Here is a 25,178-nt window from a genome sequence, read left to right as displayed (position 1 = left end):
GTTACCATTTTACCGTCAGACGGTTCAATATTTCCTAATCAGACGATTAGAGTTGCAAACGGTTGAGTCCCGGCGCCGGCACGCCCGGGCACTAGAATCGTCTTCTCGGCTGAACGGCGCTTGTCAGTTCGATATTCTCGACCCGGTCCGCCACATCGGCTGACCTCGCGTTTCTCAATTTTCGAGCGCAGTCCGGATCTTTTCGGCATTTTCGGTCAGCACCTCCGGCTTCTCCATTCCTCCCGTGTGCGGCTTCAGCGGGATGCCGTCGAAGCGCGGAATGACATGTACGTGCAGATGATAGACGGTCTGCCCCGATGCCGGCTCATTGAACTGCATGATGGTGACGCCGTCGGCGCCAAAGGCCTTTTTCACCGCCAGCGCCACTTTCTGAACGACGCTTAAGAGATGGCCGAAAATTGACGGGTCGGCGTCGAGCAGATTGCGCGACGGCGCTTTCGGCACCACCAGCGTATGGCCCGGCCCCTGCGGCATCACATCCATGAAGGCGATGACCGCTTCATCCTCATAGACACGGTGCGAAGGAATTTCGCCGCGCAGGATCTTGGCGAAAATGTTGTCGGTGTCGTAGGCGGCCTCGATCATGGCGAACGCTCCAGATTGTGCCTTTCGTGTAGCGAAGCCGCCGAAAATCGGCAAGACGATTGGATAATCGATCATCGGGCGACGCGGCCGCTACTCCTCGAGATCCTTGCGGAACGGGGTGTGCTCTTCCAGATATTCGCTCATCCGCTCCACCTCGTGGCGTTCGCGCCTGAGGTAGTCGGCCACGGCGTTGCGCAGGCCGGGGTGCGCAATGTAGTGCGCGGAATGCATGGTCACCGGCCGGTAGCCGCGCGCCAGCTTGTGCTCGCCCTGCGCGCCCGCCTCGACCACCTTCAGCTTGCGCTCTATGGCGAAGTCGATCGCCTGATGGTAGCAGACCTCGAAATGCAGGAAGGGATGGTCCTCGATGCAGCCCCAGTTGCGGCCATAGAGTGCGTCCGAGCCGATGAAATTGATGGCGCCGGCAATATAGCGCCCATTGCGCCTGGCCATCACCAGCAGGATGTCGTCGGCCATGCGTTCGCCGATCAGCGAGAAGAATTGACGGTTGAGATAGGGCCGACCCCATTTGCGGCTGCCGGTGTCCATGTAGAAGGCGAAGAAATCGTCCCAGGCCTTCTCCGTGAGGTCCTTGCCGGTCAGCCGATCGATCCAAATGCCTGGGGCAAGCGCTTCACGCCTTTCCTTCTTCATCGCCTTTCGCTTGCGCGAGGCAAGGGTGGCGAGGAAGTCGTCATAGGTCGAAAAACCTTCGTTGAAGAAATGGAATTGCTGGTCGGTGCGGTGCAGGAAGCCTGCCGCTTCCAGCACTTCCACATCGCTCTCTTGCGCGAAGGTGACATGCGCGGAAGAGACGCCGAGTTTTTGCGTCACCGCCTTCAGGCCCGCCGCGAGACCGGCCTTCACTTTGGCGCTGTCCTCGCCTTTGCTGACCAGCAGGCGAGGGCCGGTGACCGGGGAGAACGGCACGGCACTTTGCAGTTTGGGATAGTAACGGCCGCCGGCGCGCTCGAAGGCATCCGACCAGCCATGATCGAACACATATTCGCCCTGGCTGTGCGATTTGAGATAACAGGGCACCACGCCCAGCAATCTGCCTTGCCCGTCCTCCAGCCTGAGGTGATGGCCCTGCCAGCCGGTGCGCCGCACGGCGCATCCAGAATCTTCGAGCGCACTTAGAAAAGAGAAGGAAACCAAAGGATTGTAACTGGTTTCTGAATCTCCGCGCGCGGTTCCGGCAAAGCCGTTCCATTCATCACAGGTGAAGGCGCCAATGCCAGCGGCGACGCGGATCGAATAGTCCGCATTGGCCGTTTGTCCGTCACCCTCGTCGCCCTGATCCATGAGGCTTATTTAAGCTCCGTCCGGCCTGGTACAAGTCACGTTTCAGACACTCAGGCGACTTTGACCAGATCGGGCTCGAACCCCTCGAACGTCATCTGGTCGGCATATCTGAAGGTCAGGTCGACCGCCGGCTGGTCATGCACCGTCCAGGTGATAACAGGCATTTTCAGCCTTTCGCGCACGAAGCTGACGAATGGGTTCGGCAGGTCGCCGGCGGCGTAGGAGGTGAAGGCGATGTCGTGCGCCAGCATGGCGAAATGCGCCTCGATCAGCCCGACGTCCTTGCCGTAGGCGGTGAGACCCCCGGGGATACCCGGCGCGTCTTTCGGAAAATCGCGGACCAGCCAGTGGTCGAACGACATGATCGCCGCTTTGCCCTTGTAGCGCTTGAGCATCTTGCCGACGCTTGCCACCAGGCCTTCGTCATAGCCGGGCGTGCCTTTCAACTCGACCACCAATGGCACGCGGCCGTCGACCAGGTGAAGCGCTTCCTGCAGCGTCGGCACATGGTCCGCCGTGCCACCGACCCTGAGCGCCGCGAGTTCTGCTGCGGTGCGCTGCCAGACGAAACCATCCTGGCCAGTCAGGCGCTTGAGATCTCCGTCATGGATGATGACAGGAACGCGGTCGGACGACAGGTGGACGTCGCATTCGATGGCATAGCCGCGTTCGGCGGCCGCGGCGAAGGCCGACAGCGTGTTTTCCCAGCGCGTCTTGTTCATGTCGTGGAACCCGCGATGGGCGACGGGCCGGGCGGTCAGCCAGGATAGGTCGGTCATATCAGTCCCCTGGCTCATTCGATTTCGAAGACGGCTTCGATTTCCACTGCGGCATTAAGCGGCAGGCAGGCGGTGCCGACGGCGGAGCGTGCATGCTTGCCACGCTCGCCAAGGGCCGCCACCAGGAAATCGGAGGCGCCGTTGGCAACCAGATGCTGCTCGACGAACTCAGGTGTCGAGGCGACGAAAACGGTGATCTTCACCAGACGGCTAATCTTCTCGAGGTCGCCGAGTGCTGCCTTGGCCTGCGCCAGGATGTTGATCGCGCAGTATTTTGCCGCATCCTTGCCACCTGCGGTATCGAGATCGCGACCTAACAGCCCGCTCGCCTGCAGCTTGCCGTCCTTGAGCGGCAATTGCCCGGCGGTGAACAGCAGATTCCCGGTCCGGCAATAGGGCACGTAGTTGGCGGCGGGCGCGGCGGCGACGGGAAGCGTCACACCCAGATCGCTTAGCCGCTTTTCGATTGTTTCACTCATGGTATTTCCCTATTGCTTGGTGACGCCGCGCCGGCCGGGCCGAAATTGCTATTTTTGCCTCGCTTCCGCCACGACTTTTTTTAAGCTGGACCATCTTTCCCTGCGGCCTGCCATCAGTCGCGACGATCGGAGTACCTCATGCGCGCAACGCGCCTCGCATTCCATGCCGTCCTGTTGTCGGGGGTCTTCTCGATAGGCCCTGCCTTCGCAGCGCCGGCGTTGCAAGCCCACCGCGCCGTCTACGATCTTACCTTGAAAAAAGCGTCCGATCAGTCCGGCATCACAGGCATATCCGGCCGCATGGTCTATGAGTTCAATGGCTCGGCCTGCGAAGGCTATACGGTGAAATTCCGCTTCGTCACCCAGATCGTCACCGCCGACAACACCAGGCTGACCGACCAGCAGACGACCACTTTCGAGGACGCCGAAGGCAAGACATTTTCGTTCGTGACAAAATCCTTCGTCGACCAGAATCTCGACAAAGAGGTCAAGGGCATCGCCACCAAAGAGACCAAGGGCCTGAAGGTCGACATCGACAAGCCTGAAAAGAACAGCGTCGAGCTGGCGACAACCCAATTCCCGACCCAGCATCTGGTCGAGCTGATCGGCAAGGCCGAAAAGGGCGAGAATTTTTACGAAACCAACCTGTTCGACGGTTCCGAAGACGCCAACAAGGTGATGACCACCACCGTCGTGGTCGGCAAGAAAACCGATGCCGACAAGGCCGACCCGGAAGCTTCGGCACTGGCAAAGCTCGCCACCGACAAATACTGGCCGGTCGATATCGCCTATTTCGACGACACCAACAAGACGGGCGAAGAGGTGCCGGAATACCGTATCAGCTTCAAGCTGCATGAGAACGGCATCACCCGCGATCTCGTCATGGACTATGGCGACTTCTCGATGACCGGCAAGCTGGTCAACCTGTCGCTGTTCGACCAGACGAAACCCTGTCCCGCCAAATAGTGCCGGGCTAGGCAGTTGATTTACCACGACGCAGCGTGGTCGTAACGATCGACTTGAACGTGCCGCAATCGTCTCTCAACCTCTCCCCGGCGTCCAGGCGCGAGGGGGATCAGCTTGAGCAGGATCGATACATTCGTGGCGCCGCGGCCCAACCCGGCACTGATCAGGGCCATGACATCCGTCAACCGGATCGTCATGCTGCGCGGCATTCCCGGATTTCGGGATATCTTGCCGTTCAATCGCCTGGCCGGTCTGCGCGGCGTCTCAAATGTCCGCCATATCGACTTTCCCCCCGCCGATCTTGAGCGGCTGAAGGCCAGTTGCGGGGCAGGGAAGGCGACCTTCATCACGCCCAATCATCCCGAGTTCTTCACCGACTGGATGATCGACAAGGAAATCGTATCGCAGGTCAGCCCGCTCACGGCCTCATGGGCAACCAATGGTGTCGTCAACGGCCTTGGCCGGCTGATGCAGAAGTTCTGGCTGGCCAACAACCTGATCGCTCAGATTCCCGGCAATAGCGGGGCAGCCAAGGAACACTCCGTCGCTTGGGCCTTGAAGGGCCATGGCGTGCTGCTGCATCCCGAAGGCGGCGTCGGCTGGCATGCCAATGTCGTTGCGCCTTTGCTGCCGGGTGCCGTCGAGATGGGGCTCGAGGCCCTCAAGCGCGGCCGGGCCACGGATCCCGATTTCAAGGTCTGGATCGCGCCAGTCGTCTGGAAGCTCGCCTTCACCGGGAATGTCGAAGCGGCGCTGGCGAAGGAATGCGCTTATGTCGAGAAAAGCCTGAAAATAGAACGGCGTGCGACCGACACGCTCCCGCAGCGCATCCACAATGTCTATTCGGCGCTGCTGGCCCGCGATGAAGCAGCATCGGGCATGCCATCCGACGAAGGCGCAACCTATGCGGAGCGCCAGCAGGCGTTGGTTGCTGAACTCGGCCGCCGACTCGGCGAAAGCATCTCATTCGACGCTGCCATCATCGACACCGCAGAGCTTCTGCGGCGTGCGCGTCGCTGGCAGCGCGAAAACACCGACGATGCGGAACGGCAAAGGCAGGTCCGCGCGCTCGCCGATAGGGTTCAGAGGCTGCAACGCGTCGGACCCTGGGCCTGCGCCAATCCGCGCATCACGCAGGAGGATATCGCCGAACATCTGAAGCGGATCCGCAACGACTATTGTCGAGGTGGGCTGCGCGACACGATGAATCGGTTCGTTCCGCAGCCGGTCGGGCCGCGTTGCGCCCACATCCGGGTGCCGGAGGCACTGGGGTTGCATGAGCATACGGACTCTATCGACGATGCGGTTGCCGAGCTGCACCGTCGCATGCAGGATACAGTCACCAACATTGTGGCCGAGCTTGCAGCCAAGGGCAGCTTCATTTTCTATCCGAATCCATTCTATCGTCCCTGACATCCTGACGGGCCACGTGGCCCGCTGTGGTGGAGGATGGAAGGCAAACAGCAAGCTTCATGGCGGTCTATGTCGACGCAGCGATCTGGAACTGGGCCGGCCATCGCTGGTGCCATCTGTTGGCCGACGACACCGACGAGTTGCATCGCTTTGCCGCCCGGCTCGGCCTCAAGCGCTCATCCTACCAGGGGCCGCCCAAGACATCGGCGCCGCATTATGACATAACCGGCTTCGAGCGCGATCGAGCGGTGCGGCTCGGCGCCATCGAATGCAGCCGCGAAGAGATCGTCGCGGTCTTCCGGCGAGTGCGAGTGCCGAACGGGAAGATAAAGCGCTGACGGCAGGGCGCGGATCGTCGCACGCCGCATCACAAATCCCGCGGCGCTTGCGTTTATCGCGCATCCCCTCTATATGCGCGCTCATTCCACACACGGACTTTGGTGTCTGCCCGGGAGAAATCCGGCTGAAACCTCCGGTGGCGTTCGAGGACAAAGTCCAAAAATGCCTGTGTCCGTGGAGGCTAACCGGAAAGGAACTTTGAATGGCACTGCCTGATTTCAGCATGCGCCAGCTTTTGGAAGCTGGCATTCACTTCGGCCACCAGACCCACCGCTGGAACCCGAAGATGGCGCCCTACATCTATGGCGCCCGCAACAACATCCATATCATCGACCTGTCGCAGACGGTGCCTTTGCTGCACCAGGCGCTTAAGCAGGTTTCCGACACCGTCGCCAAGGGTGGCCGCGTGCTGTTCGTCGGCACCAAGCGCCAGGCGTCCGACATTGTCGCCGATGCTGCGCAGCGTTCGGCTCAGTATTATGTCAACTCGCGTTGGCTCGGTGGCATGCTGACCAACTGGAAGACGATCTCGAATTCGATCCAGCGCCTGCGCAAGCTCGACGAGATGCTGGCCGGCGAGGCGCAAGGGTTGACCAAGAAGGAACGCCTGAACCTCGACCGCGAGCGCGAGAAGCTCGACAAGGCGCTGGGCGGCATCAAGGACATGGGCTCGACGCCCGACCTGATGTTCGTGATCGACACCAACAAGGAAGCGATCGCCATCCTCGAGGCCAAGCGCCTCGGCATCCCGGTCGTCGCCATCATCGATTCGAACTGCGATCCGGACAAGATCGACTTCCCGATCCCCGGCAATGACGACGCGGCCCGCGCCATCCAGCTCTATTGCGATCTGATCGCCAAGGCTGCGATCGACGGCATCGCCCGCCAGCAGGGCGCGCTCGGCGTCGACATCGGCGCTTCGGTCGAAGCTCCGGTCGAACCCGCGCTCGACCCGGCTCCGGCTCCGGCGTCGGAAGCTCCCGAAGCTTGATAATCGAAGGCCGGTTGCGGCCTTCATCTTTCTCATATTCTGGCACGCTAAACAGACGCACCATCGAATACCGATGGTGCGTCGGTGCATTTAAAACAAAGAGGCGACAATGAGCATTTCGGCTGCACAGGTCAAAGAACTCCGCGACTTGACCGGCGCGGGCATGATGGATTGCAAGGCCGCGTTGACCGAGACCAACGGCAACATGGAAGAGGCCGTCGACTGGCTGCGCAAGAAGGGTATCTCCAAGGCCGACAAGAAGGCTGGCCGCACCGCCGCTGAAGGTCTGATCGGCGTCGACAATGGCGTGCGCGAAGCCGCCGTCGTGGAAGTCAATTCCGAGACCGACTTCGTGGCCCGCAACGCCGCGTTTCAGGAAATCGTCGGCAACGTTGCCAAGGTTGCGCTGGCCTATGGCACGACGGAGGCTGTGGCCGCCGCAAAGTATCCAGGTTCCGACAAGTCGGTTGCCGACACCATCAAAGACGCTGTCGGCACCATCGGCGAAAACATGGGCTTCCGCCGCTCGGCCAAGCTCACCGTCCCCCACGGCGCTGTCGCTACCTACGTCCACAACGCGGTTGCCGACGGCCTTGGCAAGCTCGGCGTGCTGGTCGCGATCGAGACCACGGGCAATGAGCATGCAGCCAACGCCTTTGGCCGCCAGGTGGCCATGCATGTTGCCGCCACCAACCCTCTGGCGCTGACCGCAGAGCAGATCGATCCGGCCGCGGTCGAACGCGAGAAGGCGATCTTCTCCGACCAGGCGCGCCAGTCCGGCAAGCCGGAAGCGATCATCGAGAAGATGGTCGAGGGCCGTCTGCGCAAGTTCTACGAGGAAGTCGTGCTCCTGAAGCAGGCCTTCGTGCTCAATCCCGACATCACTGTCGAGAAGGCGCTGAAGGATGCCGAGAAGGACATCGGCGCCCCGGCCAAGATCACCGCCTACCTGCGCTTTGCGCTGGGCGAGGGCATCGAGAAGGAAGAGACCGATTTCGCCGCGGAAGTCGCTGCAGCTGTGAAGAAATAATCCTTACAAATAGCCCCTGAAGGGGCTTCTCAGCTCAGGCAACTCGGCCGGGTGTCCGCAAGGATGCCCGGCCGATTTCTTGTGCGGTGTCGATAAAGGCCCTGAGCTTCGGCGCCATCGACGCCCGGCGCGGGAAATAGAGGAATAGCCCCGGTTCCTCGATCGACGTCTGCGGCAGCACCTGGACGAGGCGGCCCGCGGCAAGATCGGCGCGCGCCAGCGGCTCGAACATATAGGCGAGCCCGACGCCTGCAAGCGCAAGATCGATTGCCGCGAGCGAATCCGTCACGACAACGCTGCCCCGCGTCTCCATGGCGATGTCCTTGCCATCCTCGATCAGATCCCAGCGATAGAGCGCACCGGAGCGGACGAGCCGGTAGCCAATACAATTGTGGTTCGCCAAATCGGCAACGCTGCCGGGACGGCCGTGCCTTCCGATGTAAGCGGGCGAGGCGACGACGACGACGGAGAATGGCGGCGTCAGCCGGACCGCGACCATGTCCTGGGCGATCATCTCGCCAAGCCGGATGCCGGCATCGAAGCCTTCGCCGACGATATCGACCAGGCCTTGGTCAGCGAAGACCTCGACCGTAACCTCCGGATAGCGCTCGGCCATCGCGGCGACCACCGGCGTCACCGCCAATGGCATCGCGATGTTGGAGGCGTTGATCCTGAGCAGGCCAGACGGCCTGCCTTTGACGCTGCGGATGCGGTCCATCCGCTCGGCAATATCCTGGAGGGCCGGAGCCGCCGTTTCTACCAGCGCCTTGCCGGCCTCGGTGAGCGAAACGCTGCGCGTCGTCCGTGCGAACAAAGGCTGGCCAATCCGCTCTTCGACAATGCGCACCGCATGGCTGACTGCCGAAGGGCTCATGCCGAGTTCGGCGGCGGCAAGCGCGAAGCCGCCGCGCCGGGCAACGGCGACCACAACAGGGAGATGGCTGAGCAGATCGCGATCCATTCATGAATGATATCGCATGGTCTTTGCGAACAATGCAATCTTATCGATGCCAAGGTCGCGGTCCACATTTTCGTCAACACATCGGCGATCGGCCGATGGCATCGAGGAGACGAGACATGAATGCGTTAAGACAGGTAACTTTCGCGGCAGGCATGGCGTTGGCGCCGATGGACGCCGGCGGGGCGGAGCCATCAGACTGGCGGGCCCTCGCAGACGAACGCGCGGTCATTCGCATTGCCGATACCATCGACCGGGCCGTCGACGCCCAGGACTGGAAGCTTGCACGCGGCTATTTTGCGGATCGGGTCACCGCCGATTTCAGCAGTCTCTCCGGACAGCCAGCGGCTAACATCGCTTCCGACGACCTGATTGGCGCTTGGGCGGCCAACCTCAAGGGCAGCAAGACAAGCCTGCATCTGCGCACCAATCACCAGGTCGTTCTCAAGGCGGACACGGCGACTGTCCTGTCGAACGGCTATGCCTGGAACCGGATGGAAGGCAATGGCGACCCGCTTTGGGAGGTCTGGGGCACCTATGAGCATCACCTGACGCGTTTCGCAGATGGCTGGAAGGTCGATGGCTTTGCGTTCCGCATGACACACGAGCGCGGCAATCCCTGGGTCAAGACCACTCCGGGCCAGTGACGCGCGGGGTATCTGTCACCAAGCATTGGAAGACGATTATGACCATGACCTACTACACCCTTGGCAACAGTGGCCTCAGGGTCGGCCGGCTGGCGCTGGGCACGATGACTTTCGGCAAGGAATGGGGCTGGGGAGCCGACAGGGATACGGCGCGGGCGATGTTCGACGCCTATGTCGAGGCGGGCGGCAATTTCTTCGACACGGCGGATCTCTACACAGACGGCACGGCCGAAGCCTGGCTTGGCGAATTCATCGCCGAGCGCGGCTTGCGCGACATGGCGGTGATCGCCAGCAAGTTCACCATGAACATGCAGCCCGGCAATCCGAATGCCGGCGGCAATGGCCGCAAGAACATCATGCGGGCCGTCGATGCTTCGCTGAAACGGTTGGGGACCGACTATATCGATCTCTATCTCATGCATGTCTGGGACAGGCTCACCCCGGCCGAGGAGGTCATGCGCACGCTGGACGACCTGGTTCGGATGGGCAAGGTGCGCCATGTCGGCCTTTCCGACGTGCCCGCCTGGTATGCGGGCCGCGCACAGGCGATCGCCGAATTGCGCGGATATGAGCCGGTTTCGGCGTTGCAGCTCGAATATTCATTGGCCGAACGCGCGATCGAGAATGAGTTCGTGCCATTCGGCACGCGCCATGGCGCCGGCATCATGGTGTGGAGCCCGCTGGCTAGCGGACTGCTGAGCGGCAAGTATCGGCCGGCTCAGGCCGGAACCGCGGGCCGCCTCGACGGATTTCGCAACTCGACGCATCCGGGGTTCCAAAAGTTCACGCAACGCAACTGGGCTATCGTGGCCGAACTCGAGAAGGTCGCATCCGAGATCGGCCGCAGCATGCCTCAGGTCGCGCTCAACTGGGTGGCGACGCAGCCGGGGATCGCAACCGTCATCCTCGGTGCGACGACGCTCAGCCAAATGCATGACAATCTTGGCGCGCTGGATTTCGAGATTCCGAAAGCGCATCGCGACCGGCTGGAGAGAGCCAGCAGAACTACAGCGCCGTTTCCCTATTCCTATTTCGGCTCGCAGATACAGGCGCGCGTTACCGGCGGCGCGACAACCGGCGACAAGCCCTCCAACTACGCGTCACCGGTGCTCATCGAAGGAGAGTCGGCCAGCGTGTCCACCAATTGATTGATAGGACAGGAAACCGGCGAATTTGCCGTTTGGGCGCCGCGTGACATCGCGGCGCCCTTCGTGTATCGGAACGCCATTGTTTCGGATGGCGCGCCTGCGCGAGAGCAGCCACCCGGAACGCGCCACATGCAAATGAAGAGGCCCAGATGACGGTGAAGCCCCTCTACCGACGTGTCTTGCTGAAAGCGTCGGGCGAAGCGTTGATGGGCGAGCAGCATTTCGGCATAGACGTGTCAGTGGTGGATCGCATCGCCGGCGACATCGCCGAGGCGCGTGCATTGGGCATCGAGGTCGGCGTCGTCATCGGCGGCGGCAACATCTTTCGCGGCGTGGCCGTTGCCTCCAAGGGCGGCGACCGTGTCACCGGCGACCACATGGGCATGCTTGCCACGGTGATCAACTCGCTGGCGCTGCGCACGTCGTTGAACAAGATCGGCGTCGACGCCGTGGTGCTTTCGGCGATCGCCATGCCCGAACTTTGCGAGAGCTTTTCGCAGCGCCAGGCGACCGCCTACATGAACCAGGGCAAGGTGGTGATCTTTGCCGGCGGCACCGGCAATCCATTCTTCACCACTGATTCGGCCGCGGCCCTTCGCGCCGCTGAAATCGGCGCCGACGCGCTGTTCAAGGGCACTCAGGTCGACGGCGTCTACTCGGCGGACCCGAAGAAGGATCCGAATGCGATGCGTTTCGAGCGCATCAGCCATGGCGAAGTCATAAATCGCGGCCTTTCCATCATGGATACTGCTGCGATTGCACTTGCGCGCGAAAACAACATTCCGATAATCGTCTATTCGATCCACGAAAAAGGTGGTTTCGGCGATATTCTGAGGGGCGGCGGCCGCTGCACCGTCGTCGCGGACGATTGATCGGCGGCCTGACCCGAAAAGGGAAGCCGGTTTTCGAAAGTCCGATTCGAAGACGGCCCGAAGCAGTGAGCCCGCATTAGACGGGTCGAGGAGATAAAGATGAGTGGTGAGTACGACGATCTCAAGCGGCGCATGGATGGGGCTATTGCCGCGTTCAAGCATGATCTGGCCTCGCTGCGGACCGGTCGCGCCTCCAGCAATCTGCTCGATGCGATCCAGGTGCAGGCCTACGGCACCACCATGCCGATCAATCAGGTCGCCAACGTCTCGGTGCCGGAGCCGCGCATGATCTCGGTATCGGTATGGGACAAGTCGATGGTTGGCGCGGTCGACCGCGCGATCCGCGAATCCAATTTGGGGTTCAACCCGATCGTAGACGGCACCAACCTCAGGATTCCACTTCCCGAACTTAACGAACAGCGCCGCAAGGAACTGGTCAAGATCTCGCACACCTACGCCGAGAACGCCCGTGTCGCCGCGCGCCATGTGCGCCGCGACGGCATGGACTTCCTGAAGAAGGCGGAGAAAGACGGCGACATCAGCGAAGACGATCAGCGCAAGCGCTCGGACCAGGTCCAGAAACTTACCGACGAGACGATCAGCACCATCGACCACCTGCTTTCCGATAAGGAAGCTGAAATCATGCAGGTTTAGGGTCATGGCCGCCGGCTGACCCGAAAGCGAGAACATGGCAACGCCCGCGCATGTCGCGATCATCATGGACGGAAACGGACGCTGGGCCAAGGCGCGCGGCATGCCCCGTCTTGCGGGCCACCGTGCCGGTGTCGAGGCGCTGCGCAAGACGGTGCGCGCGGCACCTGGGCTCGGCATTTCCTACCTGACCGTCTATGCTTTCTCGTCGGAGAACTGGTCGCGGCCGAAGTCCGAGGTCAGCGACCTGATGGGCCTCTTGAAAATGTTCATTCGCCGTGACCTTGCTGAACTGCACCAGAGCGGTGTGCGGGTTAGAATCATCGGTGACCGGGCAGGGTTGCAGTCTGATATCAGGGGACTGCTCGACGAGGCCGAAACGCTGACGGCCGCAAACGAATCGCTGACGCTGGTGATCGCCTTCAACTATGGCGGACGAGACGAAATCGTTCGTACGGCACAAAAGCTTGCGGCGGCCGTGGCGCGTGGCGAACTCGACGCCGAGGCGATATCAGCCGAAAGCTTTGCCGGCGCGCTCGATACGCAAGGCATTCCCGACCCGGAACTGGTCATCCGCACCAGCGGCGAGCTCCGGCTGTCGAACTTCCTTCTGTGGCAAGCCGCCTATAGCGAACTCGTCTTCCTGCCTTGCTACTGGCCCGACTTCAGCCGCGAGCACCTTGCGGAAGCTTTGCGTGAGTTTGCTGGCCGCGAACGCCGTTTCGGCGGACTTGGGGGCCATGACGTCGCTTCGCGACCGGCCGCGGGATGAGCAATCTTCAACTGCGTATCGTTTCGGCGATCGTGCTCGCCATCATCACTCTCGGCTTGACCTGGATCGGCGGTTTGCCGTTCCGGCTGCTGTGTGCCGTGATCGTAGCGGCGATCTTCTATGAATGGACCCGCATGTCGCGGCCAACCGGGGCAACGGGCCTTGGTTTCCTGCCGGAAGCACTGCTGGTTGTCTTCATTGGCGCCTTGATTGGCGGTCTGGCCGCCTCCTGGCTGCTGCCGCTTGTGGCGGCCATTGTTGCCGCAACGGCGATAGCCGCCTCGGTTCGCAAGACCGGACAATGGGATGCGAGCGGCCTTGCCTATGCCGCGGTTTCAGGCCTGTCGCTCGCCTTGCTGCGCGATGGCGATCGTTCAGGCCTCATTGCCATCCTGTTCCTGTTCGCTGTCGTCTGGGCCACCGATATCCTTGCCTATTTCGTTGGCCGAGCCATTGGGGGGCCGAAACTGGCGCCCTCTATCTCGCCCGGCAAGACGCGCAGCGGCGCACTCGGCGGCGCTGTCGGCGGCGTCGTCGCCGGGCTGGTCCTCGCCGCAGCTGCCGGTGTCGGCAATCTGGTATTGCTCGGCCTGGTCGCGCTCATGCTGTCGATTGTCTCGCAGGCAGGCGACCTGTTCGAATCCTGGATCAAGCGCCGCCATGGCCGCAAGGATTCGGGGGCGCTCATCCCGGGCCATGGCGGCGTCATGGATCGTGTCGACGGGCTTGTCGCAGCGGCATTCGCCCTATACGTCATCGGCTGGATTTCGGCGAACGCCGATCATCCGGCACAGGGTCTGTTTCCCGTTTGAGCGATGTCATTTCAGGGTCCTTTGCGCGGTGCGCCTTGGATTCGCCCGGATTGGTGTCACAGTCACGGCGCAGTCTGCGCCGTGGAAGAATTTGAGGGTTGTCTTGAACGAGATTCTTCACGCGCTTTTCAGCACAGAAGGCTTTGTCCTCGGCACGCTGGTGCCATTCCTCTTCGTGCTGACCGTAGTCGTGTTCGTCCACGAAATGGGCCATTACCTTGTCGGGCGCTGGTGCGGCATCGGCGTCAGGGCCTTCTCGATCGGCTTCGGCCCGGAACTCTTCGGCTTCAACGACAGCCACGGCACGCGCTGGAAACTGTGTGCGATACCGCTTGGCGGCTATGTAAAATTCGTCGGCGACATGAACGCCACATCGAGCCAGCCCACGTCGGAAGAAATTGAAACGCTGACCGAGGACGAGCGCAGGGTCGCCTTTCACACGCAGCCGATCTGGAAGCGCGCGGCAACGGTGGTGGCCGGACCATTGTTCAATTTCCTGCTGACGATCGTCGTCTTTTCCGTGCTGTTCACCGCCTATGGCCGCTATGTCGCCGAGCCCATGGTGGCCGAGGTGACCGCCGACAGCCCGGCGGCGAAGGCCGGCATCCTTCCCGGCGACCGATTCGTCAGCGTCGACGGCAACAAGGTCGAAACCTTTGGCGACGTCCAGCGCCTGGTCTCGGGCCGTGCCGACGACGCAATCACCTTCGTCATGTTGCGCGACGGCCAGGAGGTCACTGTGACCGCGGCGCCGCGGCTGATGGAACAGGAAGACGCGCTCGGCAACAAGGTCAAGGTCGCCGTGATCGGTGTCGTCAACAACAAGGAACTCGGTCAGCCGAGGCTCATCACCTACACGCCGGTCGGAGCGGTCGCGGCGGCGGTCGAGGAAACCGGTCACGTCATCCAGCGCACGGGCCAGTTCCTGCAGCGCTTTGTTGTAGGGCGCGAAGACAAATGTCAGCTGGGCGGTCCGGTGAAGATCGCCGACATGGCGGGCAGGGCTGCGAAGCTGGGATTCGAATGGCTCGTGCAGCTGGTTGCACTGCTATCCGTTGGCATTGGAATTCTGAACCTTTTGCCGATTCCCCCCCTCGACGGCGGTCACCTCTTGTTCTACGGGGTGGAGGCTGTCATTCGCCGTCCGGTGTCGGAACGGATGATGGAAATGGCCTATCGGGCCGGGTTGCTTCTGGTGCTGTGCTTCATGGGGTTCGTTTTTTGGAACGATCTGTTTGGGTGCTGAAATCATGAAGAAATTTGGCTTCTGCATGGACGATGTTGAGACGCCGTTTACCATGCAAGGGGATATGAGTGACGCGAAAGCCACGCCGCAGGGTTAAGTAAATACAAATTAACCAGAAGCCTTGCGTGTAGGGAAAATCCGGTTAATACGGTAGGGGAAATTACCGCACGTCCGGTTTTCTCGCCGTGGGGACTACGAGAAAAGGTTATTAAGCCCGATGAAGGCAGCATCCAAGTTTCTAAGCGCCGCGTCCGCGGTGACCCTGTCCGCGGCCATGGTCGTGCCAGGCGCGCTCGCAGTGCAGTTCGTTGCCACATCGGCGGCTGAAGCCGCTGTCGTCAGCAGAGTGGAAGTGAGCGGCAACCAGCGTATCGACGCTGAGACCATCCGCAATTACATCACCATCAAGCCGGGCAAGGCTTTCTCCAGTTCCGATATCGACGGTGCGGTCAAGGCACTGTTCGGCACTGGCCTGTTTTCGGACGTGCAGATCAACCAGGTCGGCTCGACGCTGGTGGTCAAGGTCGCCGAGTACCAGGTGGTCAACCAGGTGCTGTTCCAGAACAACAAGAAGCTCAAGGACAATGCACTTGCGGCGGCGGTGCAGCTGAAGCCGCGCGGAACGTTCTCACAGGCGACGCTCGATGCCGACGTGGAATCGGTCAAGGCTGCATACAGGCGCATTGGTCGTGACGATGTGACCGTGACCACGCAGGTCATGCAGCTTGGCGACAATCGCGTAAACGTTGTCTTCAACATCGTTGAAGGCGATCGCACGCAGATCGCGGCGGTCAATTTCGTCGGCAACAGTGCCTATTCCAGCCGCCGCCTGGCGGATATCATCAATACCAAGCGCTCGTCCTGGCTTTCCTTCGTCCTGCGCGACGACGTCTATGACGATGACAAGCTGCGCGCGGACGAGGAGCTGCTGCGCCGCTTCTACTACAATCACGGCTATGCCGACTTCCAGGTCGTGTCTGCTGTCGGCGAGCTCGACAGCGCGACGAACAAGTACACGGTCACCATCACCGTCCAGGAAGGCGACCGCTACACGTTCGGTGACGTCAGCGTCGAGAGCTCAATCCCTGAAGTCGACGGCAAGTCGCTGGAATCGGTGATCGAGACCCATAAGGGTGACGTCTACAACGCCAAGAACGTCGAGGATTCCATCATCGCGCTGACCGAGAAGGTGGCCGGTTCCGGCTATGCCTTCGCGCAGGTAACGCCGCGCGGCGACCGGAATTTCGAGAACCACACCATTTCGGTCGTCTACACGATCGACCAGGGCACCAAGGCCTATATCGAGCGCATCGAGATCCGCGGCAATGATCGCACGCGTGACTATGTCATTCGCCGCGAGTTCGACGTCAGCGAAGGCGACGCCTTCAACCAGGTGCTCATCCAGCGCGCGAAAAAGCGCCTGGAAAACTTGAATTATTTTGAGAAAGTCGACATCTCGACCGTGCCGGGCTCGCAGCCTGACCAGGTCGTTCTGGTGGTCGATGTGGTCGAGAAATCGACCGGCGAGTTCTCGGTGGGCGCTGGTTATTCGACCGGTGGCGACACGGCCGGTCCGTCGGTCGAAGGATCGGTGACCGAGCGCAACTTCCTCGGTCGTGGCCAGTTCATCAAGCTGTCGGCGGGCGGCGGCAAGAATTCACGCGACTACAGCCTGTCCTTCACCGAGCCTTATTTCCTCGGACGGCGCATCGCCGCCGGCTTCGACATCTTCAAGTCGACCAGGGAATACGACAACTACGACAGCGATACCACGGGTGCGACGGTGCGCTTCGGTCTGCCGATCACCGACAGCATCTCGACCCAGTTGGCGTACAACATCTCGCAAGAGAAATATGAGCTGGATGACAGCTGCGATGCAAATGGCGACGGGGTTCCTGATCCCGGTTGCAGTGTTTCCACGGCTATCCTGGACGGCATCGAACAAAGCCCTTGGATCAAGTCGTCGGTCAGCCTCGGGCTGGTCTACAACACCATCGACGATATGAAGAGCCCGCACGAGGGTATCTATGCCACCACGACCGTGGAAGTCGCAGGCCTCGGTGGTGATGCCAAGTTCGTGAAAGTCACGGGCCGCGGCAGCATCTACCAGACGCTGTCGGAGCAGTACGACCTGGTCGGGCTCATTTCAGGTGGCGCTGGCCATGTTGAAGGATACGGCAGCGATGGTCTGCGGATTTTCGATCAGTTCCAGAGCACCGATCGCATGATCCGTGGCTTCGCCTATGGCGGCATCGGTCCTGTCGATACTGCTACGGGCGACCATCTCGGCGGCACGACCTATTTCAATGCGTCGGCAGAGGCCCAGTTCCCGCTCCCGGTCATTCCGGAGAGCTTTGGCTTGCGTGGCGCGGTCTTCGCGGACGCGGCAACGCTCTATGGAAGCAAGGTCGACACCGCTGGCGTCACTCAGGACTCGGTCGGCATGAAGTTGCGTGCCTCGGTCGGCCTCGGCCTGATGTGGGCATCGCCATTCGGTCCGATCCGTATCGACTATGCGATCCCGGTCAAGAAGGAAGCGCGCGACGACGTGCAGGAATTCAACTTCGGCATATCGACCCGCTTCTGATCGGCGGCCAACGATGCTCCCGGGTCCTCAGGGTCCGGGAGAAATGTTCCGACCTAGCTGGATATAGCTTCTGGAATGACCGATCCGGTGTTCTTCGCGCCATCACGCCGGTATACGGCGGGCGAAGTCGCGAATCTGACCGGCTCGGTGCTCGTCGATTCCGGCCACTCCGATATTTCGATCGAAGCGCTCGCGCCGGCCAGCGAGGGCGGCGAGAATGCGCTCGTCTTTGTCGACGGCAAGCGTAATTCCGCGCTGATGCCGTCGCTGCGGGCGGCCGCGGTCCTGTGTCCAGCGGAATTTGCCGGCAAGGCGCCAGCCGGCGTTGCCGTTCTGGTTCATCCGCGTCCGCAACAGGCCTTCGCATTTGTCGGGCGCCTGCTGTTTCCGAGGGCGGCGACGCCAGGGCCGATGACCAGTGAGACCGGCGTCTCGCCGCACGCTCATGTCGATGCGACCGCGCATGTCGAAGCCGGTGCCGTCATCGAGGCCGGCGCGGTTGTCGGGCCAGGTGCTTCGATCGGCAGCGGCACCGTCATCGCCCCAAATGCAGTGATTGGACAATCCTGCCAGATCGGCCGCGACGGCTATGTCGGTCCAGGCGCCAGCATCCAGTATGCCTTGATCGGCAATCGCGTCATCATTCATGGCGGCGCGAGGATAGGCCAGGATGGTTTTGGGTTCGTCGGCGGGGCCAAGGGGCCTGAGCGCGTGCCGCAGATCGGCCGTGTCGTTATCCAGGACGACGTCGAGATCGGCTCCAACACCACCGTCGATCGCGGCGCCATGTCCGATACGATCATCGGCCAGGGCACCAAGATCGACAATCTCGTGCAGATCGCCCATAACGTCCGCATCGGCCGCAATTGCATAATAGCCGGGCTTTCGGGTATTTCGGGTTCTGTGGTGGTGGGTGACAATGTCACCATGGGCGGCGGCGTCGGGCTTGCGGATCACCTGACCATTGGGACAGGGGCCAAGCTTGCCGCCAGAAGTGGATTTATGAGCAATGTCCCTGCAGGCGAGATCTGGGGCGGCTATCCGGCACAGCCGATGGCGGAAGCCATGCGGGAGATAGCCATGCTGCGCAAGCTCGCCAGGACCCGCAAACAGGGCGAGGGAGGCAATGGCTGACATGATCGCGTCGACGACGCTGGAGGCGGTCGACATTATGGGGCTGATGAAGCTCCTGCCGCACCGCTATCCGTTCCTGATGATCGATCGTATCGTCGACATCGATGGCGACGAATCCGCCGTCGGCATCAAGAACGTGACCATAAACGAGCCGCATTTTCAGGGCCATTTCCCTGAGCAGCCGGTCATGCCGGGTGTGCTTATCGTCGAGGCGATGGCGCAGACGGCCGGCGCCATCTGTATCCGCAGCCTGGGTACCGAAAAGCCGTCGCTGGTCTATTTCCTGACCATCGACAACGCCAAATTCCGCAAACCGGTCGTTCCCGGCGACCAGTTGAAGATCCATGTCAAGAAAATCAAGAAACGCGGCAACCTGCTCAAATTCGCTTGTGAAGCCATGGTCGACGGCGCCAAGGCGGCCGAGGCCGAGATTTCAGCCATGATGGTCACCAGCGACTGACGATCGAGTGCTTATGAAAATCAAGACATCCATTCATGCTTCCTCCATTGTCGAGGAAGGCGCCCAAATCGGCCAAGGTGCACGCATCGGGCCGTTCTGCCATGTCGGTGCCGATGTGGTGATCGGCGACGACGTCGAACTGGTCAGTCATGTCTCGGTGATGGGCGCGACGTCGATCGGTGCCTCGACCAAGGTCTATCCGATGGCGACATTGGGCGCACCGCCGCAGAACACCAAGCACAAGGGCGGTCGCACCACCTTGGTCATCGGCAGGAACTGCACGATCCGCGAAGGCGTGACCATGCATCTCGGCACCGATTCCAGCCGCGGCGAGACGACGGTCGGCGACAATGGCAATTTCCTTGCCTACGCACATATCGCCCATGATTGCGTCGTCGGCAACAATGCGACGTTCGCCAATGGCGCAACGCTGGGCGGCCACTGCGAGGTCGGCAACAATGTCTATATCGGCGGCCTGACCGCAGTGCATCAGTTTGTCCGCATCGGCGACAACGCCTTTCTCGGCGGCTGCTCCGCGATCGTCGGCGATGTCATTCCCTTTGCCATCGCGGTCGGTAACCGCGCCAGCCTGCGCGGTCTCAACATCATCGGCCTCAAGCGCTCCGGCCTGCCGAGGTCCGAAATCCTTGTGTTGCGCAAGGCTTACAGGATGATCTTCGATCGTTCCCGCACCGTTGGCGAGAACATCGAGTTCGCCAAGGCGGAGTTCGCGTCGTCGCCGACCGCCATGAAGATCATCGATTTCATCACCAGTCGCGGCAAGCGGCACTATGCTGTGCCGTCGCTCAAGGGCGGCGATGGCGACGATGTCGATGACGAAGACTGAGACAGCGGCTGCGCGTCTTGATCTTCCGCCGGGCTCCAGGGTCGGCATCATTGCCGGCGGCGGCAGTCTGCCGGTCGAAGTCGCGGCCGGTTCGGCTGAACAAGGTTATCCGCCCTTCGTCATCCTGATGGAAGGCGAGGTCGACCGCATCGCGGAACTCTCCCGATACGATCACGAAAACCTCGCTCTGGAAGGTATAGGCTCGCTCGTCCCTTTGCTGCGGCGGCACCGGATCACCCATCTGGTGCTTGCAGGCGAGATCAAGCGCCGGCCGCGATTGCTTGCGCTGCGCCCCAGTCTCAGCCTGATCGCGGTGATTCCTTTGGTCGTCATGGCGCTCGCGCGTGGCGATGATGGTCTTCTAAAGGTCTTGGCACGGGGCCTCGAAGCGCGTGGAGTAAAGGTCGTTGGCGCCCACGAAGTAGTGCCGAATCTTGTCGCCGCCGAAGGCGTGCTGACCAAGGCCGAGCCGCGAAAATTGGACTGGCGCGATATTGAGGCAGGCCTTGCGGCAGCAAAGGCCATCGGGGCGCTGGATGTCGGCCAGGCGGCGATCGCGGTTGGCGGCCGGGCAATCGCGCTGGAAGGCATCGAAGGAACAGCCGGCCTGCTTGATCGTGCGAAGCTGCTGCGCGGCCACGGCCGTATTGCGGGCAAGACCCGCGGCGTCCTCGTCAAGTGCGCCAAGCCCGGTCAGGAACTGCGCGCCGATCTTCCATCCATCGGTCCGCAGACGATCGAGGCAGCGCATGCGGCCGGACTCGCCGGCATTGCCGTCGAGGCGGGACGCTCGCTGATCCTCGAAGGTCCTGAAACCATCGCGCGCGCCAATGCACTCGGCCTGTTCGTCCTTGGCCTGCGTGCCGCCACGGAGCCGCGCAATGGCTGACAGGGCATTGAAGATCGCAATCGTTGCCGGAGAGGAGTCCGGCGACCTGCTCGGTGCCGACATAGTGCGCTCGCTCAGCCAGGCTGTGGGGCGCGAGGTGCAACTCGTCGGCCTCGGCGGCCGTCATTTGCAGGCGCTGGGACTGGTCTCGCCATTCGATGCCGGCGAGATCGCCCTCATGGGGTTCAGCGCCGTTCTGCGCGACCTGCCGCGCCTGATGCGGCGGATCAGCCAACTGGCCAAGACCGTTGCCGACGAAAAGCCGGACTGCATGGTCACCATCGACAGTCCGGACTTTTCGTTGCGCGTCGCCAAAAAGGTGCGTGCGGCCAACCCGTCGATTCCGATCATCCACTATGTCTGCCCGAGCGTGTGGGCGTGGCGGCCGGGCAGGGCGGTGGCGATGAAGCCCTATGTCGACCACATCCTCTGCATCCTGCCGTTCGAGGTCAAGGAGCTCGAGCGGCTCGGCGGGCCACCGGGCACCTATGTCGGGCATCGCCTGACCCACGATGCGGGTTTGCTGGCCGCAGCCAAGGCGCAGGAACTACCGCGCGACCTTTCTCCTGATCGCGTCAAGACCCTGCTCGTCCTGCCCGGTTCGCGGCGTGGCGAGGTACGGCGGCTGCTCGACCCGTTCGGCGAGACGGTGTCGATTCTGCGTGCGCGTGGCCACCGCCTGCGGCTGCTGCTGCCGACCGTTCCGCATGTCGCCGAGCTCGTCAAATTCTCCGTCAACCGCTGGGATGAAAAGCCTGAGATCATCGTCGATCCCCAGCGCAAATGGCAGGCTTTCGGCAAAGCCGATGCGGCGCTGATCGCGTCCGGGACGGTATCGCTGGAGCTGGCGCTGGCCGGAGTGCCGATGATTTCCTGCTACAGGCTCGACCCGGTTGCTCGCGTCTTGGCGCCGTACCTCGTTTCAGTCTGGTCGGCCCTGCTGCCCAATCTGATATCGGATCGAGCGCTTATTCCGGAATTCTACGACGGCTACATCAAGCCGAACAATCTGGCCCGGCAATTGGAAGCCCTGTTCGCCGACAGCGGCATGCGCGCCTGGCAGAAGAATGGATTTGCAGAGATCACGCGGCGCATGGCGACGGATAGACCGTCCGGCGAGATCGCCGCGCAGGTGGTGATACGGTATATCAAGAGAGGGAATAGTCAGTAGGGAGTAGGGAAATTGACCATACCCTACTGCCTACTGCCCGATCCCTACTCCCAATTCACCGCTTGGCGATCGGCACGTAGTCGCGCTCCGGCGCGCCGGTGTAGAGCTGGCGCGGGCGGCCGATCTTCTGGCGCGGATCCTCGATCATCTCTTTCCACTGTGCGATCCAGCCGACGGTGCGGGCGACCGCGAACAGCACGGTGAACATGGTGGTGGGGAAACCCAGCGCCTTCAGCGTAATGCCGGAATAGAAGTCGACATTCGGGTAGAGCTTCTTCTCGATGAAATAGGGATCGGTCAGCGCGATCTTTTCCAGTTCCATGGCGATGTCGAGCAGCGGATCGTCCTTGATGCCGAGCTCGCCCAGAACCTCATGCGCCGTCTTCTGCATGATCTTGGCGCGCGGATCGTAGTTCTTGTAGACGCGGTGGCCAAAGCCCATCAAGCGGAACGGGTCGTTCTTGTCCTTGGCGCGAGCGATGAACTCGGGGATGTGATCGACATGGCCGATCTCGCCAAGCATGTTGAGCGCCGCTTCATTGGCGCCGCCATGCGCTGGGCCCCACAGGCAAGCGATGCCGGCGGCGATGCACGCGAACGGGTTGGCGCCCGACGAGCCGGCGAGACGAACGGTCGAGGTCGAGGCGTTCTGCTCGTGATCGGCGTGCAGAATGAAGATGCGTTCCATGGCGCGCGCCAGCACCGGGTTGATCTTGTATTCCTCGCACGGCACGGCAAAGCACATGTGCAGGAAGTTGGCGGCGAAGTTCAGTTCGTTCTTCGGGTAAATGAAGGGCTGGCCGATGTGGTATTTGTAGGCCATCGCCGCGATCGTTGGCATCTTGGCGATCAGCCGCATGGAGGCAACCATGCGCTGGTAGGGGTCGGAGATGTCGGTGGAGTCGTGGTAGAAGGCCGACAGCGCGCCGACCACGCCGCACATCACCGCCATCGGGTGCGCGTCGCGGCGGAAGCCGGTGAAAAAGCGCGACATCTGCTCATGCACCATGGTGTGGCGCGTCACGCGGTAGTCGAAGTCGTCCTTCTGCGCCTTGGTCGGCAATTCACCGTAGAGCAGGAGATAGCAGACCTCGAGGAAGTCGCCATGTTCGGCCAACTGGTCGATCGGATAGCCGCGGTGGAGGAGGATGCCGGCGTCGCCGTCGATGAAGGTGATTTCGGACTCGCAGCTTGCCGTCGAGGTGAAGCCGGGATCGTAAGTGAAGGCGCCGGTGGTTGAGTAGAGCGAGGCGATGTCGATGACATCAGGCCCGACCGAACCACTTCGCACCTTGAATTCATGGGTCTTGCCGGCGAATGCAATCGTTGCCGTGGCCTCCTGGGTCTTGCCGCCCAAATCCATTTTTTTCGCAGCTTCGGTCATTGCAAACTCCTTCTTGTTTCCTCATGCCGGCAAAGGCAAAATTCTGCAGAGCGACACGTCGAAAATCACCGCAATGCGCGTATTCGCCACCGCATTTCAGGAGGTGCGTGCCAGATTGGGCCAAGGCCTAATGTTGCACTGCGAAACCCGCCTTTCAATGCCAATCTTCTTGGGCCAGTTTGCTCCTAATCGATTTGATCTGAGATGCGCGCCAGGCTTTCCTCGCGGCCGAGCACGGCGAGCACATCGAACACGCCCGGCGAGGTGCTTTTGCCGGTCAACGCAGCGCGCAAAGGCTGGGCCACCGCGCCCAGCTTGTGACTGCCGGCCGCTGCCACCTCGCGTATCGCCGCCTCCGCCGAGGCGGCTGTCCAGTCACTCGCAAGCCCGTTCAAAGCTTCGTGAGCACTGCGCAGGATCTTGCGGGCATCGTCGGTAAGCAGAAGGGCCGCCTTGTCGTCGATCGGCAGGGGGCGCGTGGCGAACAGGAAGGCCGCGCCATCGACGAGCTCGACCAGCGTCTTGGCGCGCTCCTTCAGGCCCGGAAGCGCTGCCAGCAACTGCGCCTTGGTGCTGTCGTTCAGGCGCGCGGCGATCGCCGGGCCGCCTTCGAGATAGGGCAGGGTAGTGATGAAGATGTCGAACAGTTCGGCATCGCTCATGCGGCGCATATGCGCGCCGTTGATCGCCTCCAGCTTGGCGAAGTCGAAGCGCGCCGCACCCTTGTTGACATCGCCGATATCGAACCAGGAAATCATGTCCTTGATCGACATGATCTCGTCGTCGCCATGGCTCCAGCCGAGGCGCGCCAGGTAGTTGAGCAGCGCCTCCGGCAGGTAGCCCATGGCGCGATAGGCCTCGACGCCAAGCGCGCCGTGCCGCTTCGACAGCTTGGCGCCATCGGCGCCGTGGATCAGCGGGATGTGCGACATGGACGGCACGTTCCAGCCCATGGCGTTGTAGATCACGGTCTGGCGAGCGGCGTTGGTCAGATGATCGTCGCCGCGAATGATATGGGTGACTCCCATATCATGATCATCGACGACGACGGCATGCATGTAAGTGGGATTGCCGTCAGAACGCAGGATGATGAAGTCATCGAGATCCTTGTTGGGAAAGCGCACCTCGCCCTGGACACGGTCATGGACGATGGTCTCGCCTTCGGTCGGCGCCTTGATACGAATGGCGCCCTTGACGCCTGCGGGCGCCTCAGAGGGGTCGCGGTCGCGCCAGCGGCCGTCATAGCGGGGCGGCAGCCCCTTGGCTCTGGCAGCCTCGCGCATGGCCTCCAGTTCGGCCGGCGTGGCATAGCAATAATACGCCTTGCCCTTGCGCACGAGCTCCTCAGCCACCTCGCGGTGGCGCGGCGCACGCTCGAACTGCGACACCGGCTCGCCGTCCCAGCTCAGGCCAAGCCAGGAAAGCCCGTCGAGGATGGCAGCCGTCGCGGCTTCATTGGAGCGTTCGCGGTCGGTGTCCTCGATGCGCAGCAGCATCGTGCCGCCAGTGTGCTTCGCATACAGCCAGTTGAACAGCGCCGTGCGCGCGCCGCCTATGTGCAGATAGCCGGTGGGCGAAGGGGCAAAACGGGTGACGACCTTGTCGGACATGGAACTCTCGGAAACCATCTGAAGCGGGGTGCGGTTGCGCGGGCTTTCGCGCGCCCGGCGTTCATGTAGCATAGGGTGTCGA

At 61.8% G+C, this 25,178-nt stretch carries 25 protein-coding genes; 18 read left to right on the top strand and 7 right to left on the bottom strand.

The window, feature by feature from the left end:
- Window positions 1-174: 174 nt before the first annotated feature.
- From EJ079_RS25260 to EJ079_RS25245, 4 genes are all read right to left on the bottom strand, one after another.
- Complete coding sequence (locus tag EJ079_RS25260; RefSeq protein ID WP_189367640.1) at window positions 175-603, bottom strand: HIT family protein; 429 nt, start codon at window positions 601-603, stop codon at window positions 175-177.
- Between the two features lie 93 nt (window positions 604-696).
- Window positions 697-1,911 (bottom strand): GNAT family N-acetyltransferase, encoded by a 1,215-nt coding sequence (locus tag EJ079_RS25255; protein ID WP_127810469.1) that lies wholly within the window; start codon window positions 1,909-1,911, stop codon window positions 697-699.
- Window positions 1,912-1,961: 50 nt separating this feature from the next.
- Entirely contained in the window at window positions 1,962-2,690 is a 729-nt protein-coding gene (locus tag EJ079_RS25250; protein WP_127395821.1) for a glycerophosphodiester phosphodiesterase, read from the bottom strand.
- A gap of 14 nt (window positions 2,691-2,704) precedes the next feature.
- The gene (locus tag EJ079_RS25245; protein ID WP_027036670.1) at window positions 2,705-3,169 is read right to left on the bottom strand and encodes a RidA family protein; all 465 of its coding nucleotides are present in this window, start codon (window positions 3,167-3,169) and stop codon (window positions 2,705-2,707) included.
- A 138-nt stretch (window positions 3,170-3,307) separates the two neighbouring features.
- Here EJ079_RS25245 and EJ079_RS25240 point away from each other — a divergent pair, with 138 nt between their 5' ends.
- The 5 genes from EJ079_RS25240 to tsf all read left to right on the top strand — a co-directional run bounded on the left by EJ079_RS25240 (window position 3,308) and on the right by tsf (window position 7,908).
- Window positions 3,308-4,135, top strand: a complete 828-nt coding sequence (locus EJ079_RS25240; RefSeq protein ID WP_127269019.1) for a cell envelope integrity EipB family protein — start codon at window positions 3,308-3,310, stop codon at window positions 4,133-4,135.
- Between the two features lie 114 nt (window positions 4,136-4,249).
- Window positions 4,250-5,548: a hypothetical protein gene (locus EJ079_RS25235; protein WP_127810468.1), complete on the top strand. Its 1,299-nt coding sequence runs from the start codon at window positions 4,250-4,252 to the stop codon at window positions 5,546-5,548.
- Window positions 5,549-5,607: 59 nt separating this feature from the next.
- Window positions 5,608-5,886 (top strand): DUF4031 domain-containing protein, encoded by a 279-nt coding sequence (locus EJ079_RS25230; protein ID WP_127395824.1) that lies wholly within the window; start codon window positions 5,608-5,610, stop codon window positions 5,884-5,886.
- A 203-nt stretch (window positions 5,887-6,089) separates the two neighbouring features.
- Window positions 6,090-6,878, top strand: coding sequence for a 30S ribosomal protein S2 (rpsB, locus tag EJ079_RS25225; protein WP_023812937.1), 789 nt, complete (start codon window positions 6,090-6,092; stop codon window positions 6,876-6,878).
- A 109-nt stretch (window positions 6,879-6,987) separates the two neighbouring features.
- Window positions 6,988-7,908, top strand: a complete 921-nt coding sequence (gene tsf / locus EJ079_RS25220) for a translation elongation factor Ts (protein ID WP_127321483.1) — start codon at window positions 6,988-6,990, stop codon at window positions 7,906-7,908.
- Window positions 7,909-7,942: 34 nt separating this feature from the next.
- Here the strand turns inward: tsf and EJ079_RS25215 are convergent, their stop codons facing one another.
- A complete protein-coding gene (locus EJ079_RS25215; RefSeq protein WP_127810467.1) occupies window positions 7,943-8,869 on the bottom strand; it encodes a LysR family transcriptional regulator in 927 nt (308 codons plus the stop codon).
- Window positions 8,870-8,985: 116 nt separating this feature from the next.
- On the opposite strand from EJ079_RS25215, the gene EJ079_RS25210 reads away from it, so the two are divergent.
- The 13 genes from EJ079_RS25210 to lpxB all read left to right on the top strand — a co-directional run bounded on the left by EJ079_RS25210 (window position 8,986) and on the right by lpxB (window position 22,102).
- Window positions 8,986-9,513, top strand: a complete 528-nt coding sequence (locus EJ079_RS25210; protein WP_127810466.1) for a nuclear transport factor 2 family protein — start codon at window positions 8,986-8,988, stop codon at window positions 9,511-9,513.
- 38 nt (window positions 9,514-9,551) lie between these two features.
- Complete coding sequence (locus EJ079_RS25205; protein ID WP_127810465.1) at window positions 9,552-10,661, top strand: aldo/keto reductase; 1,110 nt, start codon at window positions 9,552-9,554, stop codon at window positions 10,659-10,661.
- A 149-nt stretch (window positions 10,662-10,810) separates the two neighbouring features.
- The gene (pyrH, locus tag EJ079_RS25200) at window positions 10,811-11,533 is read left to right on the top strand and encodes a UMP kinase (protein ID WP_127810464.1); all 723 of its coding nucleotides are present in this window, start codon (window positions 10,811-10,813) and stop codon (window positions 11,531-11,533) included.
- A 99-nt stretch (window positions 11,534-11,632) separates the two neighbouring features.
- A complete protein-coding gene (gene frr, locus EJ079_RS25195; protein ID WP_013531759.1) occupies window positions 11,633-12,187 on the top strand; it encodes a ribosome recycling factor in 555 nt (184 codons plus the stop codon).
- Window positions 12,188-12,221: 34 nt separating this feature from the next.
- A complete protein-coding gene (locus tag EJ079_RS25190) occupies window positions 12,222-12,956 on the top strand; it encodes an isoprenyl transferase (RefSeq protein WP_127327351.1) in 735 nt (244 codons plus the stop codon).
- Window positions 12,953-13,768: a phosphatidate cytidylyltransferase gene (locus tag EJ079_RS25185; RefSeq protein ID WP_127810463.1), complete on the top strand. Its 816-nt coding sequence runs from the start codon at window positions 12,953-12,955 to the stop codon at window positions 13,766-13,768. Before EJ079_RS25190 ends, EJ079_RS25185 begins: the two co-directional genes overlap by 4 nt.
- A 103-nt stretch (window positions 13,769-13,871) precedes the next feature.
- The gene (gene rseP / locus EJ079_RS25180; protein WP_127810462.1) at window positions 13,872-15,014 is read left to right on the top strand and encodes an RIP metalloprotease RseP; all 1,143 of its coding nucleotides are present in this window, start codon (window positions 13,872-13,874) and stop codon (window positions 15,012-15,014) included.
- A gap of 217 nt (window positions 15,015-15,231) precedes the next feature.
- On the top strand, window positions 15,232-17,601 hold the full coding sequence (gene bamA, locus EJ079_RS25175; protein WP_127268628.1) for an outer membrane protein assembly factor BamA: 2,370 nt from the start codon (window positions 15,232-15,234) through the stop codon (window positions 17,599-17,601).
- Between the two features lie 75 nt (window positions 17,602-17,676).
- Window positions 17,677-18,735 carry a UDP-3-O-(3-hydroxymyristoyl)glucosamine N-acyltransferase gene (gene lpxD, locus EJ079_RS25170; RefSeq protein ID WP_127810461.1) on the top strand — a complete coding sequence of 353 codons (1,059 nt, stop codon included), beginning with the start codon at window positions 17,677-17,679 and terminating at the stop codon, window positions 18,733-18,735.
- A complete protein-coding gene (gene fabZ, locus EJ079_RS25165) occupies window positions 18,728-19,195 on the top strand; it encodes a 3-hydroxyacyl-ACP dehydratase FabZ (RefSeq protein ID WP_127268627.1) in 468 nt (155 codons plus the stop codon). The genes lpxD and fabZ overlap by 8 nt, the downstream gene beginning before the upstream one ends.
- Window positions 19,196-19,208: 13 nt before the next feature.
- Complete coding sequence (gene lpxA / locus EJ079_RS25160) at window positions 19,209-20,042, top strand: acyl-ACP--UDP-N-acetylglucosamine O-acyltransferase (RefSeq protein ID WP_127810460.1); 834 nt, start codon at window positions 19,209-19,211, stop codon at window positions 20,040-20,042.
- Entirely contained in the window at window positions 20,029-20,931 is a 903-nt protein-coding gene (locus EJ079_RS25155) for an LpxI family protein (RefSeq protein WP_245481733.1), read from the top strand. Before lpxA ends, EJ079_RS25155 begins: the two co-directional genes overlap by 14 nt.
- Complete coding sequence (lpxB, locus tag EJ079_RS25150; protein ID WP_127810458.1) at window positions 20,924-22,102, top strand: lipid-A-disaccharide synthase; 1,179 nt, start codon at window positions 20,924-20,926, stop codon at window positions 22,100-22,102. Before EJ079_RS25155 ends, lpxB begins: the two co-directional genes overlap by 8 nt.
- A gap of 55 nt (window positions 22,103-22,157) precedes the next feature.
- Here lpxB and gltA read toward each other — a convergent pair whose 3' ends face one another.
- Complete coding sequence (gene gltA / locus EJ079_RS25145; protein ID WP_127810457.1) at window positions 22,158-23,486, bottom strand: citrate synthase; 1,329 nt, start codon at window positions 23,484-23,486, stop codon at window positions 22,158-22,160.
- Between the two features lie 185 nt (window positions 23,487-23,671).
- Entirely contained in the window at window positions 23,672-25,096 is a 1,425-nt protein-coding gene (gene gltX / locus EJ079_RS25140; protein WP_127810456.1) for a glutamate--tRNA ligase, read from the bottom strand.
- Window positions 25,097-25,178: the final 82 nt, after the last annotated feature.

Origin of the sequence: Mesorhizobium sp. M7A.F.Ce.TU.012.03.2.1 (genome assembly GCF_004006095.1) — a bacterium.
In the GTDB taxonomy this organism is placed as follows: Bacteria; Pseudomonadota; Alphaproteobacteria; order Rhizobiales; family Rhizobiaceae; genus Mesorhizobium.
The sequence above is the reverse complement of the archived record's forward strand: the minus strand, read 5'-3'. Positions and strand labels throughout refer to the sequence as shown.